The sequence below is a fragment of the uncultured Bacillus sp. genome (genome assembly GCF_958411575.1).
Taxonomy (GTDB): Bacteria; Bacillota; Bacilli; order Bacillales; family Bacillaceae; genus Bacillus; species Bacillus spizizenii.
This window is the reverse complement of sequence record NZ_CATYRA010000009.1, coordinates 42,252-59,979: the sequence shown is the minus strand read 5'-3', so window position 1 is coordinate 59,979 and position 17,728 is coordinate 42,252. Positions and strand designations below refer to the sequence as shown.

Sequence of the window (17,728 nt, the reverse complement as noted above, 5' to 3'; positions counted from 1 at the left end):
CCCTAATGAATTGTCCTGACGCTATAAAGATGATATATTGATTTTCGTCAAAAGAAAGAAAAGGGGGAATTTTCGTTGCGTCCCGAAGAGATTACTGAAATGATTGAACAGCTGCGCACCGGCGCAATAAACGAACTGAGAGTCCAGAAAGAGCATTTCCTGGATTTCAGGGCTGTGTTATCTAAACAAGATGATTTTAAACATTTCCGAGGAATTGCCCAGCAAGGCGGAGATGTTATATTTCAATACTTAGAACAGCCAAGAAGCTGAAGGTTTCTCATACGTGAGAAGCCTTTTTATCATATATGACAGAATACAGGCTCTTTATTACACTCGACTGTAACAGATGTAAACAAAATGTAAAACACCAAAAATGGATAAATATGTTTTTAAATGACAATATTTATAGAATTTCAAGCTATTTTTCTTCCATTAACCAGCCTGTCATCCGGTATATTCCATCCTGATGCCTCCTTGGGAGAGTTGGAAAATCTTTTTCCGTGAAAATGAATGGATCTCTTGTTAAGGTTATGAAGTGTTTTTTTGAGCACTTTAAGGAGGAAACTGTATGACGACGAAATTCACTGCTCTGGCTGTTTTTCTTCTTTGTTTCATGCCTGCAGCAAAAATTGAACATACACAAGCTTCACTACTGAGCACAAAGAAGACAAAACATGAAGAAGCGAAATGGCTTACACATATAGATCAAGAGAGAGACGAATCTTTCCCTTCACTGTCTGCTGATAAGGACCAGAAAAAAATAAAGCCGATCAAGCTATCAGCACACACTGAAAAGAAAGAGAAAGACCAGCCAGCCAAAACAACTGAAAAGAAAGAAACATATACACAGTCTGAAAAAGATCTGCTGTCCCGTCTCGTTCACGCAGAGGCTAAGGGAGAATCCTATAAAGGCAAGGTCGCCGTAGCAAGCGTTGTGCTGAACAGAACGGAGAAAAAAGGTTTTCCTGATACAATAAGAGGGGTTATTTATCAGAAAAACGCCTTTGAACCGGTCGCAAACGGAAGCATTAATCAAAAGCCTGATAAAGAATCGATTGCTGCTGCTGAAGAAGCGCTGTCCTCAAACAATAGAGAAACAGATGCCATATTCTTTTATAATCCGAAAACAGCGTCAGATGATTGGATTCGTTCAAGAAAAATCATAGAAAAAATCGGCAGGCACGTTTTTGCCATCTAAGCATAGAAGAGACAATTTGTCTCAGCTGTGCTTTTTTACATATAAAGAGTAAAAATAAAATAATTTTTGAACTTGTCTCATATGATGTTGGTAGTACAAGAGACAAGGAGAGACTTCATGAATCGATTTGTGAAAGGGATCATTCTTTTATCCATTGCCGCCTTTTTCGCTGAATGCCTTGAATTTGTCGTGAATATGATTTTGGCGCGGGAGCTTGGCGAGCACGGGATGGGGCTTTACATGAGTATTTTGCCCACGATCTTTTTAATTATAGTCATCGCAAGCCTGGAACTGCCGATCTCAATTTCAAAATTCATTGCCGAATCAAACCCTAAGCTTCATGAAAGCATGCTGAGGCACGCATTCAGAATGACGGTCGTTTTTACAGCGTTTTCTACCGCCGCTGCCAGTATTGCGCTTCCGTTTATTCCGGTATTCGATACATACCACCCGTTTATTAAAGGGATTGTCATCGGCTTAATTCCTATTGTCGCCTTTACTTCAATCGCCAGAGGCTATTTTATGGGTGTACAAAAAATGGGGAAGATCGCAATCGCCAATGTGCTGAAAAAAATCATCCAGCTCTTGTGCTTATTCCTCTTTTTTCAATGGTACTCATTTGAATTGGATATGGCTGTGCTGATTTCCTTATTTGTCCTCGTCGTGAGTGATGTGGTTGTGCTTGTTTATTTATATTCACAATTTATCATGGCGAGGCGGGCGGTATCCGGCCAGCAGCACATTCATTTGCGTGGAAAGGATGTAAGAAAAAGACTGCTTGCCGTTTCCATTCCTACAACGGGGCTTCGCATTTTTCATGCGGTTGTCAATGCGATTGAACCCTTTTTAGTAAAAGGAGCGCTTTTGGCTGCGGGCGTTGCCGGAACAGCGGCGATCGATCAATATGGTATGCTGGCCGGTGTGGCTGTGACGATAGGGTCGTTCCCTGCTTTTATTGCCCATTCGTTAATGGTTGTCATGATACCGAGCATTTCGGAAGCTTATGCGCTTTCGCAATATGACATCGTATTAAAAAGACTGAAGCAGTCGATTTTCATTACGTTTGGCTACGGCATACCGGCCGTCTGGATCATGTTCCAGTTTGCGGGACCTCTCACACATTTGTTCTTTCACTCCCCCGAAGCGCAGTATTACCTGCAGCTGTTGTGGCCTTACTTTCTTTTTCATCTGTTTGTCATGCCGCTGCAGGCGTGCTTAATCGGGATGGGGTTTGTAAAAGAAGCTTTTTATCACAATGTGTGGAGCCATATCGTTGCCCTAAGTATGATGTATGTGCTGGGATCAATGGAGAATTTGCAAATGCTCGGGATTATCCTCGGAATGAACACCGGCATGATTTTGCTGACGAGCCTTCACTATACACAGATTTGCAAAGCGCTGCGGGTATCTGTTTTCCTTACGGGAGGAAACAGAACGCCGCGAATTGAAGGATGATAAAGAAAAAGCAGGGGCAAGCTAATTGAAAAGCATGAAAGGAAGATTCCATGTTGACGAAGCGCTTGCTTACTGTATGCCTTATGTTATTGGGGATGATTGCATGGTTTCCTGATGTGGCAGCCGCTGAGGATAAACAGCCTGCAGTTCCCGCTGTTTTTCTTATGAAAACGATAGAAGGGGAGGATATCTCGATCCCGCATAAAGGGCAGAAAACCATCCTGCATTTTTGGACATCTTGGTGTCCGCCCTGCAAAAAGGAGCTTCCCCAGTTTCAATCGTTTTATAATGCCCATCAATCCGATGGCGTAAAGCTGGTAACGGTGAACTTAGTGAACTCAGAACAAAATCAGCAAGCCGTTGAAGACTTTATTAAAGCAAACAAGCTGACGTTTCCGATCGTTCTTGACTCAAAAGGAGAATTGATGAAGGAGTATCATATCATCACGATCCCAACATCATTTTTGCTGAATGAAAAGGGAGAAATTGAAAAAACAAAAATTGGCCCGATGACGGCGGAACAACTGAAAGAATGGACGGAAGAATAGCTGAGAGCACAGACTCTCAGCTTTTTTCATGTAATGAAGAATTGATGGATGTTAATGATAATTATTATCAAGAAGAAATTAAAATAATTATAATTGAAATTCTTATTGCGCATGCTATAATAAAGGAAGACATCAAGAAGTAACTGACGATAAAGCTGCCTTTTGGGCGGCAATTTTGTTTTTATAAGAGAAATGAAGATGATTTGCGTTCTCAATTAGAGAGGAGATTTTGATATGAATGAACAAGTTATCGTTCAACACGATCCGCATGAGCCATTAAAAACAGGCCAGAAAGAAAAAAACTGGGCACAACATGGGGAGCTTATCGCAGCACTCGTGTCAGGCGCTCTTATTTTGGCAGGGTGGCTTTTATCCGGACATCAAGTATTATCAATAACACTTTACTTGCTGGCTTTTGTGATCGGCGGATTTGCTAAAGCAAAGGAAGGAATCGAAGAAACGCTCGAATCCAAAACGTTGAATGTAGAACTTTTAATGATTTTCGCTGCAATCGGTTCCGCCTTGATCGGATACTGGGCGGAGGGTGCTATTTTAATATTTATTTTTTCCTTAAGCGGAGCTTTAGAAACATACACGATGAATAAAAGCAGCAGAGATTTAACTTCTTTAATGCAGCTTGAGCCTGAAGAAGCAACGCTGATGGTCAATGGTGAAACCAAAAGAGTTCCGGTATCGGACTTGCAGGCCGGTGATATGATTGTGATCAAACCCGGTGAACGCGTAGCGGCAGACGGTATCATTGAATCAGGCTCAACAAGCATTGATGAGTCAGCATTAACAGGTGAATCAATGCCTGTAGAAAAAAATACCGGTGACGCTGTATTTACAGGAACAGTGAATCGCAACGGTTCCTTGACCGTCCGTGTCACGAAAGCAAATGAAGATTCGTTATTCAGAAAAATTATCAAACTGGTTGAATCTGCACAAAGCAGTGTTTCACCCGCACAAGCTTTCATCGAACGATTTGAAAATGCTTATGTAAAAGGTGTGCTGATCGCGGTGGGGCTCTTGTTATTCGTGCCGCACTTTGCGCTGGGCTGGAGCTGGAGTGAAACCTTCTACCGCGCAATGGTGTTTATGGTTGTCGCTTCGCCTTGTGCGCTTGTCGCCTCTATTATGCCGGCAGCTTTGTCCTTGATTTCAAATGGCGCCCGAAACGGTATGCTTGTGAAAGGAAGTGTCTTCCTTGAACAGCTGGGCTCTGTGCAGATGATCGCCTTTGATAAAACGGGCACTGTAACAAAAGGCCAGCCTGCCGTTGAGACGATCAGAATTGCAGAAGGATTCAGTGAAGCGGAAGTTCTTGAGGCCGTCTATGCCATCGAAACGCAATCAAGCCATCCGCTCGCTCAAGCAATAACAACGTACGCTGAAAGCCGCGGCGTAAATCAGTCCGGCTACATATCTATAGAAGAAACATCAGGGTTTGGCGTTATGGCAGAAGTGTCGGGCGCGAAATGGAAGATCGGTAAAGCAGGTTTTATCGGCGAGGAAATGGCAGCACAATTTATAAAACAAACAGCACCTGATATCATTCGAAGCGGCTATACGATTGTATTTGTAAAAAAGGATGATCAAATAGCGGGCTGTATTGCACTGAAAGATCAAATCAGGCCCGAAGCAAAAGAGGTCATGGAAGAATTGAACCGACTAGGGATTAAAACGGCCATGTTGACAGGGGATCATGAGGACACGGCTCAAGCGATAGCGAACGAAGCCGGAATGACAACTGTTGCTGCAGAATGCCTGCCTGACCAAAAAGTGAATGAAATCATACGGTTAAAAGAAGAATTCGGAACAATTGCAATGGTCGGTGACGGAATCAATGATGCGCCGGCACTTAAAGCGGCGGATGTCGGCATTGCAATGGGCGGCGGAACAGATGTCGCTCTTGAGACCGCTGATATGGTACTCATGCAAAACGATTTGAAAAAGCTCGTAAACATGTGCCGTTTGTCACGGAAAATGAACAGGATTATCAAACAAAATATCGTGTTTTCTCTAGCTGTGATCTGCTTGCTGATTTGCGCCAACTTTTTGCAGGTGATGGAATTGCCATTTGGCGTGATCGGTCATGAGGGAAGTACGATTTTGGTGATCTTAAACGGGTTAAGACTCCTAAAATAAAAACAGCAGTCCAACTGGGCTGCTGGTTTTTTATGTATCAAGCTTTTCCTTCTTTATTGTCTTTGTCGGATCTTTTCGTAACTATGATAAGAGCGAGGACGCAGCATAGGCAACCCGCTGCACAGCCTATGATAGAGCTGTAATAATAAAAACTGACCATCTTCATACCGATAAAAGGAGCGGAAATTCCCAAAACCGTTAAGAGCATAACTGCTTTTCGTCTGAAAAAATTCATCAGCAAAACGGAACAACTCCCTGCGCTTGAACTCTACTGTCAGTATACAGGAAGCGGGGCAGGAAATAAAATGGATCGAAAACGAAGGTGCCACGGAAGGCAAACACCTGTAAAACCTGTTACAATGAAAGACAGAACAAAGCATTGCAAATGGCAGGGAGGAACTAGAAGTGAATAGAATACAACGCGTCTCTTCATGGCTGAAGGAAATGGGGCATACTGCCGCATTTATTCATACGAAAGAGAATGTTTTTTACTTAACCGGTTTTTACACAGAGCCGCATGAAAGATTAATGGGGTTATTTATTTTTCAAGAAGAGGAGCCTTTCTTTGTGTGTCCTGGAATGGAAGCAAACCAGGCCCGCAACGCAGGCTGGAATCATGAAATCATTGGTTATGCGGATCATGAAAATCCGTGGGAACTGATAGAGAAAGCCTTGAAAAAGCGAAATAGCAGCATACATACACTCGCGGTAGAAAAGGATTCGATCTCACTATCACGTGCGGAACAGCTGAAGCATTCAGTGGGCGGGGCTCAATTTGTTTCAGCAGAAGAAACACTCAATCAATTTCGCCTGATTAAAGACGACAATGAAATTCGTTTGCTGAAAGAGGCGGCAAAGCTTGCTGATTACGGCGTTGAAGTCGGCACAGCTGCTTTGCGTGAAGGCATCAGTGAAGTGGAAGTGCTCGCTCAAATCGAGTATGAGCTGAAGAAAAAAGGAATTCAGGGCATGTCTTTCTCCACAATGGTTTTGTTTGGAGAAAAATCAGGCCAGCCTCACGGTAATCCGGGTACAGCCACGTTGAAGAAAGGTGATTTTGTTTTATTTGATCTCGGTGTTATTCTTGATGGCTACTGCTCTGACATTACAAGAACGTTTGCATACAAGACTGTCAATCCGAAGCAAGAGGAGATTTATGAGACCGTGCTTCAAGCGGAAAAAGCCGCGATTGAAGCAAGCAAACCCGGTGTCAGAATCGGAGATCTGGATTTAACTGCCCGCGGAATCATTGAAAAAGCAGGGTACGGAGATTATTTTCCTCACCGGCTGGGACACGGGCTCGGGATTTCTGTTCATGAGTACCCATCAATGAGCCAAGCCAACGATACACTGCTGCAGGAAGGCATGGTCTACACGATCGAACCGGGGATTTATGTGCCTGAGATCGGCGGCGTGCGCATTGAGGATGACGTTCATGTAACGAAGGACGGAGCGATTACGCTGACCCAATATCCAAAGGAATTAATCATACTGCCGTAAATGGAAATAAAAAAGGACTTTGTTCTCGACATCGTCCTTTTTTATCTGCATTAAATAAAAAAATCATCAAATGTTCGAAATGGTTTAATTTCATGTTTTTGGTTGAGAGGTTTTACTGCAAGACAGCTGCCGCCGAGAACAGTCAGACATAATCCAATTAAAATGAAGAAACCCATGTGATCTTCTCCTTTCAGCTAAAAAACAAAATATGTCTGGTATGTTCATATCATATTGTATGAAACGCATTCCAGATCAAGGGAATTTAGAAAGAAGGGAATCTATGGCTAATATTAAAGACATTGCAGAAAAAGCCGGTGTCTCCGTTACAACGGTTTCCCGAGTCATAAACAATCATCCTTATGTCAGTGAAGACAAAAGAAATAGAGTGCTTGAGGCAATGGAAGCATTAGAGTACACGAGAAATATCCATGCCGTACATTTGTCGAAAGGATTTTCAAATATGATTGGCGTTGTTTTGCCGACGGTTAATCTGCCTTATTTTGCAGAGCTGATTGCAGGTATAGCCGACGCAGCCGCGGAATCCGGGATTCACCTCTCTTTATTCCAAACAAACTATGATGTACAGAAAGAAATCTTTGCACTGTCCCAATTAAAGCAGCGGCAGGTTGACGGGTTAATTTTTTGCTCAAAGGCGCTTGCTGATGAAAAAATCCTAGAATGGGAAGGCCCGATATTGCTTTGCCAGAATTCAGATATCGGCCGTTTTCCAACCATCAGCATTCCTCACCAACAAGCATTCCGGTACGGCTTGGACTATTTAATTGCCAAAGGGCATAAAAAAATAGCCATCTGTTTGGCAAGAAAAAAAGGCATGAATAGCCATTTTCGAATCAAAGCCTATAAAGAAGCATTGGAAGAGATCGGAGAAGCATTTCATGAAGACTGGGTGATTGAGAAAGCGATTTCAATTAATGATGGCAAGGCACTTTTTCATAAGTGGAAAAAGTGGAAGGAAAAGCCGACGGCTATTTTCGTTGCCAATGATCAAGTTTCAGCAGGGCTTTTACTTGAAGCAAAGGCCCAGCGGCTATCTGTACCGGATGAGCTTGCAATCTTAAGCATTGATAACCATGAAATTAGCCAATCGCTTGGTATCACAACGATCGATATTCAGACAAAGGAAATGGGAAAGCAGGCGTTTGCCATGCTGGAAAAAAGAATTCAGGGACAGCCGATTGAAAGGAAAGTTCTCGATTACCGTCTCATCGAAAGATCGACTGTTTAGTGAAAGCATCGAAAAAAGGTTTGACGCGCATTCCGTTCGTTATGTACGATATGAGGTATTGAATGACAAAGGAGCTGAGGATCGTGAATGGGTCCTTCACAGTGAAAAAGGTACTGAATAATAACGTCTTAATTGCTTCTCATCATAAATACAGCGAAGTCGTTTTAATTGGAAAAGGTATTGGTTTCGGAAAAAAACAAGATGATGTCATTGAAGATAAAGGCTACGATAAAATGTTCATTTTAAAGGACGAGAAGGAACAAAAGCAGTTTAAAAAGCTCCTTGACTATGTTGATGAAAAGCTCGTTGATATTTCAAACGATGTCATCTATCACATCAGTAATAGGACAAACCACTCATTAAATGAACATATTCACATTGCGCTGACAGACCATATCGCATTTGCGATCAAAAGGCAGCAGCAGGGCTTTGATATGAAAAATCCATTTTTAATGGAGACTCAGTCACTTTATCCTGAAGAATACCAAATCGCCAAAGAAGTCATAGATATGATTAATGAAAAAGCGGGAATCTGCCTCCCAGAAGGAGAAATCGGCTTTATTGCTCTGCATATCCATTCAGCTCTGACAAACCGTCCGCTGTCCGAAGTTAATCAGCATTCGCAGCTGATGGCGCAGCTTGTCGAGGTGATTGAAGACTCGTTTCAAATGAAAGTAAACAAGGAAAGTGTCAACTATTTACGGCTGATCCGGCATATCAGATTTACAATAGAAAGAATCAAAAAAGAAGAACCGACTAAAGAACCAGAAAAATTAATGTTGTTATTGAAAAATGAATATCCGCTATGCTACAATACAGCTTGGAAATTGATTAAAATCTTGCAGCAAACATTGAAGAAACCAGTTCATGAGGCGGAAGCGGTTTATCTGACGCTTCATCTGTACCGATTAACCAATAAAATTTCATAAATTCAGTTTATCCTTATAACGTGTTACTGATCCGATCAGGCATGAGTGATTGAGGGGAAAAAACGGGAAGTTCATTCTCGTTCTTTTGCGCACCCAATTTTGCTCATGCCCTTTTTGTTGTGTAAAAGGGCAAATGTAAACGGTTAAACTGGAAGACTTACGCCTGTGAATTCGTTGTCATGATTTTTAGCTGTAAGGTCAGACTAGTAAAAAGAGGAGGTCAATTCTTATGTTTAAAGCATTATTCGGCGTTCTTCAAAAAATTGGGCGTGCGCTTATGCTTCCAGTTGCGATCCTTCCGGCTGCGGGGATTCTACTTGCGATCGGGAATGCGATGCAAAATAAGGACATGATTCAGGTCATGCATTTCTTGAGCAATGACAATGTTCAGCTCGTAGCGGGTGTTATGGAAAGCGCTGGGCAGATTGTTTTTGATAACCTTCCGCTTCTATTCGCAGTAGGTGTAGCCATCGGGCTTGCCAACGGTGATGGAGTTGCAGGGATTGCAGCAATTATCGGTTATCTGGTGATGAACGTATCCATGAGTGCGGTTCTTCTTGCAAACGGAACCATTCCTTCCGATTCAATCGAAAGAGCCAAGTTCTTCACGGAAAACCATCCAGCATATGTAAACATGCTTGGTATACCTACCTTGGCGACAGGCGTGTTCGGCGGTATTATCGTCGGTGTGTTAGCTGCATTATTGTTCAACAAATTTTATACAATTGAATTGCCGCAATATCTTGGTTTCTTTGCGGGTAAACGTTTCGTTCCAATTGTTACGTCAATTTCTGCACTGATTCTGGGTCTTATTATGTTAGTGATCTGGCCTCCGATCCAGCATGGATTGAATGCCTTTTCAACAGGATTAGTGGAAGCGAATCCAACCCTTGCTGCATTTATCTTCGGGGTGATTGAACGTTCGCTTATTCCATTCGGTTTGCACCACATTTTCTATTCGCCGTTCTGGTATGAATTCTTCAGCTATAAGAGTGCAGCAGGGGAAATCATCCGCGGGGATCAGCGTATCTTTATGGCGCAGATTAAAGACGGCGTACAGTTAACAGCAGGTACGTTCATGACAGGTAAATATCCATTTATGATGTTCGGTCTGCCTGCTGCGGCACTTGCGATTTATCATGAAGCAAAACCGCAAAACAAAAAACTCGTTGCAGGTATTATGGGTTCAGCGGCCTTGACATCCTTCCTGACAGGGATCACAGAGCCATTGGAATTCTCATTCCTATTCGTTGCCCCTGTTTTGTTTGCGATTCACTGTGTATTTGCGGGACTTTCATTCATGGTCATGCAGCTGTTGAATGTTAAGATCGGTATGACATTCTCCGGCGGTTTGATTGACTACTTCCTTTTCGGCATTTTACCGAACCGGACGGCATGGTGGCTTGTCATCCCTGTTGGTTTAGGGATTGCGGTCATTTACTACTTCGGATTCCGATTTGCGATCCGCAAATTTAATCTGAAAACACCAGGCCGTGAAGATGCTACAGCTGAAACAGCAGCATCTGGGAAAACAGGAGAAGCAGGCGACCTTCCTTACGAGATCCTGCAGGCAATGGGTGACCAGGAAAACATCAAACACCTTGATGCTTGTATCACTCGTCTGCGCGTGACTGTAAACGATCAGAAAAAGGTTGATAAAGACCGTCTGAAACAGCTCGGTGCATCCGGGGTGCTGGAAGTCGGCAACAACATTCAAGCTATTTTCGGACCGCGTTCTGACGGTTTAAAAACACAAATGCAAGACATCATTGCGGGACGCAAGCCAAGACCTGAACCAACAACATCTGCTCAAGAGGAAGTAGGTCAGCAGGTTGAGGAAGTCATTGCAGAACCGCTGCAAAATGAAATCGGCGAGGAAGTTTTCGTTTCTCCGATTGCTGGGGAAATTCACCCGATTACTGATGTTCCTGACCAAGTTTTCTCAGGAAAAATGATGGGTGACGGTTTTGCGATTCTCCCTTCTGAAGGTATTGTCGTATCACCGGTTCGAGGAAAAATTCTAAATGTGTTCCCGACGAAACATGCGATCGGCCTGCAATCCGACGGCGGAAGAGAAATTTTGATCCACTTTGGTATTGATACTGTCAGCCTGAAGGGCGAAGGATTTACATCTTTCGTATCAGAAGGAGACCGCGTTGAGCCTGGACAAAAACTTCTTGAAGTTGATCTGGACGCAGTCAAACCAAATGTACCGTCTCTCATGACACCGATTGTGTTTACGAACCTTGCTGAGGGAGAATCAGTCAGCATTAAAGCAAGCGGCTCAGTCAACAGAGAGCAAGAAGACATTGTGAAGATTGAAAAATAAGGGTATATAGTACGCTGTGCTTGTCAGATGACAAGTACGGCTGTATGATATAATATTGTGAAGTAATAAAGCTTTAAGTTAAAAGGAGAATGATAAAAATGGCACAAAAAACATTCAAAGTAACTGCAGATTCTGGAATTCACGCTCGTCCTGCGACAGTTCTTGTACAAACTGCAAGCAAATACGACGCTGACGTTAATTTAGAATATAACGGCAAAACAGTTAACCTTAAATCTATCATGGGTGTTATGTCTCTAGGTATCGCTAAAGGCGCTGAGATCACAATCTCTGCTACTGGCGCTGACGAAAACGATGCTCTTAACGCTTTAGAAGAAACAATGAAAAGCGAAGGACTCGGCGAGTAATGCAAGAATTAAAAGGGATTGGCGCTTCAGCCGGCATCGCGATTGCAAAAGCGTACCGGCTTGAAGAACCAGATTTAACGGTTGAAAAGAAAAACATCTCTGATTCTGAAGCGGAAGTAAGCCGTTTTGATGAAGCGATTGCACGTTCAAAAGAAGAGCTCGAAAAAATCAAAGAGCACGCTTTGAAAGAACTGGGTCAGGATAAAGCTGATATTTTTTCTGCTCACCTTTTAGTTCTCAGTGACCCTGAGCTTCTGAACCCTGTGAAAGAAAAAATCAGCACTGATTCAGTGAATGCTGAATTCGCTTTAAAAGAAACGTCTTCTATGTTCGTTACTATGTTTGAATCAATGGACAACGAATATATGAAAGAGCGTGCGGCAGATATCCGCGACGTAACAAAACGCGTAACCGGCCACCTGCTTGGCGTCGAAATTCCAAACCCAAGCATGATCTCAGAAGAGGTTATTATTGTAGCTGAAGACTTAACACCGTCTGACACAGCGCAATTAAACCGTGAGTTCGTAAAAGGATTCACAACTGATATTGGCGGACGCACATCTCACTCTGCCATCATGGCGCGTTCTCTTGAGATTCCGGCAGTTGTTGGTACGAAAGCGGCTACAGGAACGATCCAAAACGGCGTGACTGTTATCGTTGACGGTATCAATGGTGATGTCATTATTGACCCATCTGCGGAAACTGTAAAAGAGTATGAAGAAAAACATAATGCTTATTTGGCTCAAAAAGCTGAGTGGGCGAAGCTTGTCAATGAACCGACTGTCTCAAAAGACGGACATCATGTAGAGCTTGCAGCTAACATCGGTACTCCTGATGATGTGAAAGGCGTTCTTGAAAACGGCGGAGAAGCAGTTGGTCTTTACCGTACAGAATTCCTTTACATGGGAAGAGATCAGCTGCCTACAGAAGATGAGCAGTTTGATGCTTACAAAACGGTTCTTGAGCGTATGGAAGGAAAATCAGTTGTCGTGCGGACACTTGATATCGGCGGAGACAAAGAGCTTCCTTACCTGCAGCTTCCTAAAGAAATGAACCCATTCTTGGGATATAGAGCGATTCGTCTTTGCCTTGAAGAGCAAGAAATCTTCAGAACACAGCTTCGCGCGCTGCTTCGTGCAAGTACATACGGAAACCTGAAAATCATGTTCCCTATGATTGCGACAGTTAACGAATTCAAAGAAGCAAAAGCGATTCTTCTTGAAGAGAAAGAGAAGCTTGTAAAAGCGGGACAGGCTGTATCTGACGATATTGAAGTCGGTATGATGGTTGAAATTCCATCAACTGCAGTCATCGCTGATCAGTTTGCTAAAGAAGTTGATTTCTTCAGTATTGGAACAAACGATTTGATCCAATACACAATGGCAGCTGACCGTATGAATGAACGTGTATCTTACCTGTATCAGCCATACAACCCGGCAATCCTTCGTTTAATTACACTTGTAATTGAAGCGGCACACAAAGAAGGAAAATGGGTTGGCATGTGCGGAGAAATGGCAGGAGACGAGATTGCGATTCCGATCCTTCTTGGCTTAGGCTTAGATGAGTTCTCAATGAGCGCAACTTCTATCCTTCCGGCAAGAACACAAATCAGCAAATTGTCTAAACAAGAAGCTGAGTCATTCAAAGAGAAAATCTTATCTATGAGCACGACAGAAGAAGTTGTCGCGTTCGTAAAAGAAACATTCAAGTAATGTACAAAAAACCAGACGGCCTCCGGCCTGTCTGGTTTTTTTCATAAGTAAACGTATAGAAGGGCACAATAACATGGCTAGGAGGGATAGTATGTCAAACCAATTTAACGCAGGAGATACAGTTTATGTGATCTACAGAAATCCGCACGCCGCCAATGTTGCCCACATAAAGGAAGCTGAAATTGTGCACCATCCATACCATGAAGGCGAGCTTTCGCTGTTTATTTATGAAACCTATCATCCATTTGCAGAGGATGATGCTGTATTTGCAAGCTATGAGGAAGCTAAATCACTCTACAAAGAACTATTTGATATCGATCCGTATGAGTAACAAGGAAATCATTACAACTCATATCCTTTCCGCCTTAAGAGAAAAGTAACGGTAGTAAAGGAAAAGGATGTGGCACTATGCAGAACCCATTTGTTCCGCAGCTTGTATATATTGAACCGAGGGCGCTGGAATATCCGCTGGCCCAAGAATTACAAGATAAATTTGAGAAAATGGGCATTGAAATCAGAGAAACGACATCCCACAATCAAGTGCGTAATATTCCCGGAAAGAATCATCTTCAGCAATATCGCAACGCAAAGTCAACTTTAGTCATCGGTGTCCGGAAAACATTAAAGTTTGATTCTTCTAAACCTTCGGCTGAATATGCCATTCCGTTTGCAACAGGCTGCATGGGGCATTGCCATTACTGCTACCTGCAAACAACGATGGGATCAAAGCCGTATATCAGAACCTATGTAAACGTCGAAGAGATTTTGGATCAGGCAGATAAGTATATGAAGGAGCGCGCACCAGAATTCACAAGGTTCGAAGCCTCATGTACGTCAGATATTGTAGGAATCGATCATCTGACACACACGCTGAAGCGCGCCATTGAACATTTTGGACAAAGTGACCTCGGAAAGCTCAGATTTGTAACGAAATTCCATCATGTCGATCACCTGTTAGATGCAAAGCATAACGGGAAAACGAGATTTAGGTTCAGTATTAATGCCGACTATGTGATTAAGAACTTTGAGCCGGGAACCTCACCTCTTGATAAGCGGATAGAAGCGGCAGTAAAAGTTGCAAAAGCAGGATACCCGCTAGGCTTTATTGTTGCGCCGATTTATATTCATGAAGACTGGGAAGAAGGATACAGACATCTGTTTGAAAAGCTTGATGCTGCTTTGCCGCAGGACGTCAGACATGATATTACTTTTGAATTAATTCAGCACCGTTTTACAAAACCGGCCAAACGAGTGATAGAGAAGAATTACCCGAAGACGAAGCTCGAATTAGATGAAGAAAAGCGTCGTTATAAATGGGGCCGTTACGGGATCGGAAAATATATTTATCAGAAAGATGAAGAGCATGAACTTCGGGAAACGCTTGAATCCTATATTGATACCTATTTCCCTAACGCAAAAATTGAATATTTCACTTAACGGGCTGTTGTGATCAACAGCTCGCTTTTTTATAAAAAGGATTTTTCCATTCCATCAAAACGCCGAAATTCAATGATTCTTTATCGTCTAAATAATTGCTGACTACACGAATCGGTGAACGGCCGCAATGGAGAAGAAAGCACAGCACAGGGTCTTTTTTCTTGCCCTCTATCACATCTTCGACGTATTGAACAGCGCTGATCTCATCTGAGTATTTATGATAAAAAGGGATGCGCCCGCCGCCGAGCAGGCGCTCCAGCCGCTTGTCAACAGTCAGTTCATACATCGTATTCATCAGCCATTTTCCGATTCCAAGCTTTCGATAATGAGGAGAAACTGAAATATCCACTACATATAAAGTATTTCCGTGAGGATCATGATTTTTAATAGATCCGTTACCTGTTGCCTGCGCCCATGTATGGTCAGGAGATTCAGGCTCAAAATGTATGATAAGGGCAGTCATAGAACCGACAATTCTGCCACTGACCAGCGCGCATAAAGCGCCTTCCGGAAAGGTTTTGATATGGCTGTCAAGCTGTTCCTCCGACCATAGCAATTCTTGGGGGAACGGAGGAGGGAAACATTCTCTTTGAAGAGAAATCAGCCCCTTTACGTCAGTTTCAGTATAGTTTCTAATAGTCAGAGTCTCAAATTTTCTGCCGTTGTGCACATACATTTGTTTTCGTATGATCATCACCCTCCTTATGTTGTTTCATTATAACGAAGATTGAATTTTCAGTAAATATGTTCCGTTTTTCATATAATTTGTTTTTTTTGATTATTCATTTTTTAAACGAAAGGGCCGATATAGAAATTAGGAGGGGATTGGTTTGTTTAAAAAACTTCACATGAAGATTGCTGTTTTTGTTTCAATCATGTTAATCGTCACAGTTGTTCTTTTAATGCTGTCTTCTTATTTGACGCTAAAACCGATGATTACAGAGGATGGGAAAAATACAACTCAAAACGTGACACAGTCACTTGAACAAAATATTGAATTGCAATTAAAGAGTTATGCCATTTCGTTATCAAGATTGGCTAATGGGGAATTAACTCATACATTTGTAACAAAACCTAGTAAAGAAGCTTCTCGGCTCTTTAACGATGACATTAAACAAATCAAAGATAACGATGATTATGTTGCGATGGCTTATGTAGGCACCGCAAAAAAAGAAATGTTTACATATCCGAAAGCAGATTTTGCTGATGATTATGATCCGACAACAAGACCATGGTATAAGCTTGCAGCTGAAACCTCGGATCAAGTCGTTTGGACAGAGCCCTATAAAGATGTCGTGACGGGAGACATGATTGTCACTGCATCGAAAGCGGTCCTTGATGGGCAAAAAGTGGTCGGGGTTGCCAGCTACGACTTAAAGCTCTCTGCGATCCAGAGTATGGTCAATAAGCAAAAGGTGCCTTACAATGGATTTGCCTTTTTAGCTGATGCCAGCGGCAATCTTTTAGCACACCCGTCAAACCAAGGAAAAAATATATCAAAGGACCAAACACTGAAAACCATTGCATCTGAGAAAAAAGGGATACAGGATGAAAATGAGAAAATGGTTGTGTACCAAACGATTGGGGAAACGGGCTGGAAAGTCGGAACGCTATTTGATACTGATAAATTAATGTGGATTTCAGATAAAATGAATCGGGCGAATCTTTGGATATCACTGATTGCGCTTATCATATCAATGATTCTCAGCTACTTCCTGGCCAAAACGATAACCGGCCCGATACAGCAGCTGATCGCAAAAACGAAGGCAGTTTCCGCGGGTGATTTAACAGTGCACGCGGAATCAAAATCCAAGGATGAAGTCGGTATTTTAACAAGAGACTTTAACCAGATGGTTGACAATATGAAGGAAATGGTTGAGCAAGTGAGACTCTCTTCAGGGAAAGTATCTGATACCTCTGAGCAATTAACGGCTGTCTCTGCGGAAACAAATGAAACAAGCGGACAAATAGCAAAAGCGATTGAAGAAGTAGCCGCAGGGGCATCAGAACAGGCTTCTGAAGTCGAGACCATTAACGAAAAATCAGAAAGCCTGTCAACGAAAATCAGACAAATCGCTCAGGAGGCAGGCGGAATTAAAGAACGCTCAAAATCGTCTGAGGATGCAAGCTATAAAGGACTTGACGCGCTCGGCCAGCTGCTGATGAAGTCAAACGAAGCCAACATGGAAACGAAAAAGGTTGAAACGATGCTGCTTGATTTGGAAAATCAAACAAAGAATATTGAAGAAGTCGTTACAGCGATTTCGAATATTTCTGATCAAACCAACTTGCTTGCCTTAAATGCCAGCATTGAGGCAGCCAGAGCCGGAGAAAGCGGACGCGGATTTGCTGTCGTAGCCGATGAAGTGCGGAAGCTTGCCGAGCAATCAGCACTCTCTACAAAGCATATCAGCGAGACTGTGAAACTGATCCAGCTAGAGACAAAAGAGGCCTCTCACGCAATGGTAGAGGCAAGCAGAATGAATGATGAACAAAACAGTGCCATTCATGAGACAGGAGAGGTATTAAACACGATAACTGCGGAAATGCAATCGCTGGTACAGGGCATAGATCACATTTACGAAGAAATTCAAAGAATGAGTGAAGAACAGCTCGCGATTTCTGAAGCCATTCAAAGCATTTCAGCTATATCACAGGAATCAGCTGCCGCAGCAGAGGAAGTGAACGCATCAACTGATGAACAGCTGATCACTCTTGATAAAGTCAAACACTCAACAGACACGTTAAAACATGCAAGCCAAGAGCTTATGAACACAATTACGAAATTCACATTGTAATCAAAAAAATCCCCAAAATATGTCTTGGGGATTTTTTATTTTAAGAGTCTACTATATGATGAA

Annotated in this window: 16 protein-coding genes; 14 read left to right on the top strand and 2 right to left on the bottom strand. The window is 42.6% G+C overall.

Annotation, left to right across the window (positions count from 1 at the left end; genetic code table 11):
- The first annotated feature begins 75 nt into the window (after positions 1 to 75).
- The 5 genes from Q5C82_RS15215 (at position 76) to pfeT (ending at position 5,349) form a co-directional block, all read left to right on the top strand.
- On the top strand, positions 76 to 270 hold the full coding sequence (locus Q5C82_RS15215) for a hypothetical protein (RefSeq protein WP_003218622.1): 195 nt from the start codon (positions 76 to 78) through the stop codon (positions 268 to 270).
- A gap of 298 nt (positions 271 to 568) precedes the next feature.
- Positions 569 to 1,198, top strand: coding sequence for a cell wall hydrolase (locus Q5C82_RS15210; protein ID WP_003218625.1), 630 nt, complete (start codon positions 569 to 571; stop codon positions 1,196 to 1,198).
- 117 nt (positions 1,199 to 1,315) lie between these two features.
- The gene (ykvU, locus tag Q5C82_RS15205) at positions 1,316 to 2,653 is read left to right on the top strand and encodes a sporulation protein YkvU (protein ID WP_003218627.1); all 1,338 of its coding nucleotides are present in this window, start codon (positions 1,316 to 1,318) and stop codon (positions 2,651 to 2,653) included.
- Between the two features lie 50 nt (positions 2,654 to 2,703).
- Entirely contained in the window at positions 2,704 to 3,201 is a 498-nt protein-coding gene (stoA, locus tag Q5C82_RS15200) for an endospore biogenesis thiol-disulfide oxidoreductase StoA (protein ID WP_032727215.1), read from the top strand.
- Positions 3,202 to 3,435: 234 nt separating this feature from the next.
- On the top strand, positions 3,436 to 5,349 hold the full coding sequence (pfeT, locus tag Q5C82_RS15195; RefSeq protein ID WP_003218630.1) for a metal-transporting ATPase PfeT: 1,914 nt from the start codon (positions 3,436 to 3,438) through the stop codon (positions 5,347 to 5,349).
- Positions 5,350 to 5,386: 37 nt separating this feature from the next.
- On the opposite strand, the gene Q5C82_RS15190 is transcribed toward pfeT, so the two are convergent.
- A complete protein-coding gene (locus tag Q5C82_RS15190; RefSeq protein ID WP_003218631.1) occupies positions 5,387 to 5,590 on the bottom strand; it encodes a hypothetical protein in 204 nt (67 codons plus the stop codon).
- A 164-nt stretch (positions 5,591 to 5,754) separates the two neighbouring features.
- Between Q5C82_RS15190 and papB the strand changes: the two genes are divergently transcribed.
- From papB to splB, 8 genes are all read left to right on the top strand, one after another.
- Entirely contained in the window at positions 5,755 to 6,849 is a 1,095-nt protein-coding gene (gene papB, locus Q5C82_RS15185; RefSeq protein ID WP_003218632.1) for a di/tri-peptidase, read from the top strand.
- 280 nt (positions 6,850 to 7,129) lie between these two features.
- On the top strand, positions 7,130 to 8,095 hold the full coding sequence (locus Q5C82_RS15180) for a LacI family DNA-binding transcriptional regulator (protein ID WP_003218634.1): 966 nt from the start codon (positions 7,130 to 7,132) through the stop codon (positions 8,093 to 8,095).
- A gap of 62 nt (positions 8,096 to 8,157) precedes the next feature.
- Positions 8,158 to 9,024 carry a ptsGHI operon transcription antiterminator GlcT gene (gene glcT / locus Q5C82_RS15175; protein ID WP_003218635.1) on the top strand — a complete coding sequence of 289 codons (867 nt, stop codon included), beginning with the start codon at positions 8,158 to 8,160 and terminating at the stop codon, positions 9,022 to 9,024.
- 229 nt (positions 9,025 to 9,253) lie between these two features.
- Positions 9,254 to 11,353, top strand: a complete 2,100-nt coding sequence (gene ptsG, locus Q5C82_RS15170; RefSeq protein ID WP_003218636.1) for a PTS glucose transporter subunit IIABC — start codon at positions 9,254 to 9,256, stop codon at positions 11,351 to 11,353.
- A gap of 98 nt (positions 11,354 to 11,451) precedes the next feature.
- A complete protein-coding gene (locus Q5C82_RS15165; RefSeq protein WP_003218637.1) occupies positions 11,452 to 11,718 on the top strand; it encodes a phosphocarrier protein HPr in 267 nt (88 codons plus the stop codon).
- Positions 11,718 to 13,430: a phosphoenolpyruvate--protein phosphotransferase gene (gene ptsP / locus Q5C82_RS15160; RefSeq protein ID WP_003218638.1), complete on the top strand. Its 1,713-nt coding sequence runs from the start codon at positions 11,718 to 11,720 to the stop codon at positions 13,428 to 13,430. The genes Q5C82_RS15165 and ptsP overlap by 1 nt, the downstream gene beginning before the upstream one ends.
- A gap of 91 nt (positions 13,431 to 13,521) precedes the next feature.
- Entirely contained in the window at positions 13,522 to 13,761 is a 240-nt protein-coding gene (splA, locus tag Q5C82_RS15155; RefSeq protein WP_003218644.1) for a splAB operon transcriptional regulator SplA, read from the top strand.
- 77 nt (positions 13,762 to 13,838) lie between these two features.
- The gene (splB, locus tag Q5C82_RS15150) at positions 13,839 to 14,867 is read left to right on the top strand and encodes a spore photoproduct lyase (RefSeq protein ID WP_003218645.1); all 1,029 of its coding nucleotides are present in this window, start codon (positions 13,839 to 13,841) and stop codon (positions 14,865 to 14,867) included.
- Positions 14,868 to 14,880: 13 nt separating this feature from the next.
- On the opposite strand, the gene Q5C82_RS15145 is transcribed toward splB, so the two are convergent.
- Positions 14,881 to 15,561 (bottom strand): GNAT family N-acetyltransferase, encoded by a 681-nt coding sequence (locus Q5C82_RS15145; RefSeq protein ID WP_032727214.1) that lies wholly within the window; start codon positions 15,559 to 15,561, stop codon positions 14,881 to 14,883.
- Between the two features lie 136 nt (positions 15,562 to 15,697).
- On the opposite strand from Q5C82_RS15145, the gene mcpC reads away from it, so the two are divergent.
- Positions 15,698 to 17,665 carry a methyl-accepting chemotaxis protein McpC gene (gene mcpC, locus Q5C82_RS15140; protein WP_003218647.1) on the top strand — a complete coding sequence of 656 codons (1,968 nt, stop codon included), beginning with the start codon at positions 15,698 to 15,700 and terminating at the stop codon, positions 17,663 to 17,665.
- The last annotated feature ends 63 nt before the right edge of the window (positions 17,666 to 17,728 follow it).

Excerpts from the sequence above, each read along its gene's own strand:
- Q5C82_RS15210 (WP_003218625.1), top strand. The coding sequence starts at position 569 with ATGACGACGAAATTCACTGCTCTGGCTGTTTTTCTTCTTTGTTTCATG.
- ykvU (WP_003218627.1), top strand. The coding sequence starts at position 1,316 with ATGAATCGATTTGTGAAAGGGATCATTCTTTTATCCATTGCCGCCTTT.
- stoA (WP_032727215.1), top strand. The coding sequence starts at position 2,704 with ATGTTGACGAAGCGCTTGCTTACTGTATGCCTTATGTTATTGGGGATG.
- pfeT (WP_003218630.1), top strand. The coding sequence starts at position 3,436 with ATGAATGAACAAGTTATCGTTCAACACGATCCGCATGAGCCATTAAAA.
- Q5C82_RS15180 (WP_003218634.1), top strand. The coding sequence starts at position 7,130 with ATGGCTAATATTAAAGACATTGCAGAAAAAGCCGGTGTCTCCGTTACA.
- glcT (WP_003218635.1), top strand. The coding sequence starts at position 8,158 with ATGACAAAGGAGCTGAGGATCGTGAATGGGTCCTTCACAGTGAAAAAG.
- ptsG (WP_003218636.1), top strand. The coding sequence starts at position 9,254 with ATGTTTAAAGCATTATTCGGCGTTCTTCAAAAAATTGGGCGTGCGCTT.
- Q5C82_RS15165 (WP_003218637.1), top strand. The coding sequence starts at position 11,452 with ATGGCACAAAAAACATTCAAAGTAACTGCAGATTCTGGAATTCACGCT.
- ptsP (WP_003218638.1), top strand. The coding sequence starts at position 11,718 with ATGCAAGAATTAAAAGGGATTGGCGCTTCAGCCGGCATCGCGATTGCA.
- splA (WP_003218644.1), top strand. The coding sequence starts at position 13,522 with ATGTCAAACCAATTTAACGCAGGAGATACAGTTTATGTGATCTACAGA.
- splB (WP_003218645.1), top strand. The coding sequence starts at position 13,839 with ATGCAGAACCCATTTGTTCCGCAGCTTGTATATATTGAACCGAGGGCG.
- Q5C82_RS15145 (WP_032727214.1), bottom strand. The coding sequence starts at position 15,561 with ATGATCATACGAAAACAAATGTATGTGCACAACGGCAGAAAATTTGAG.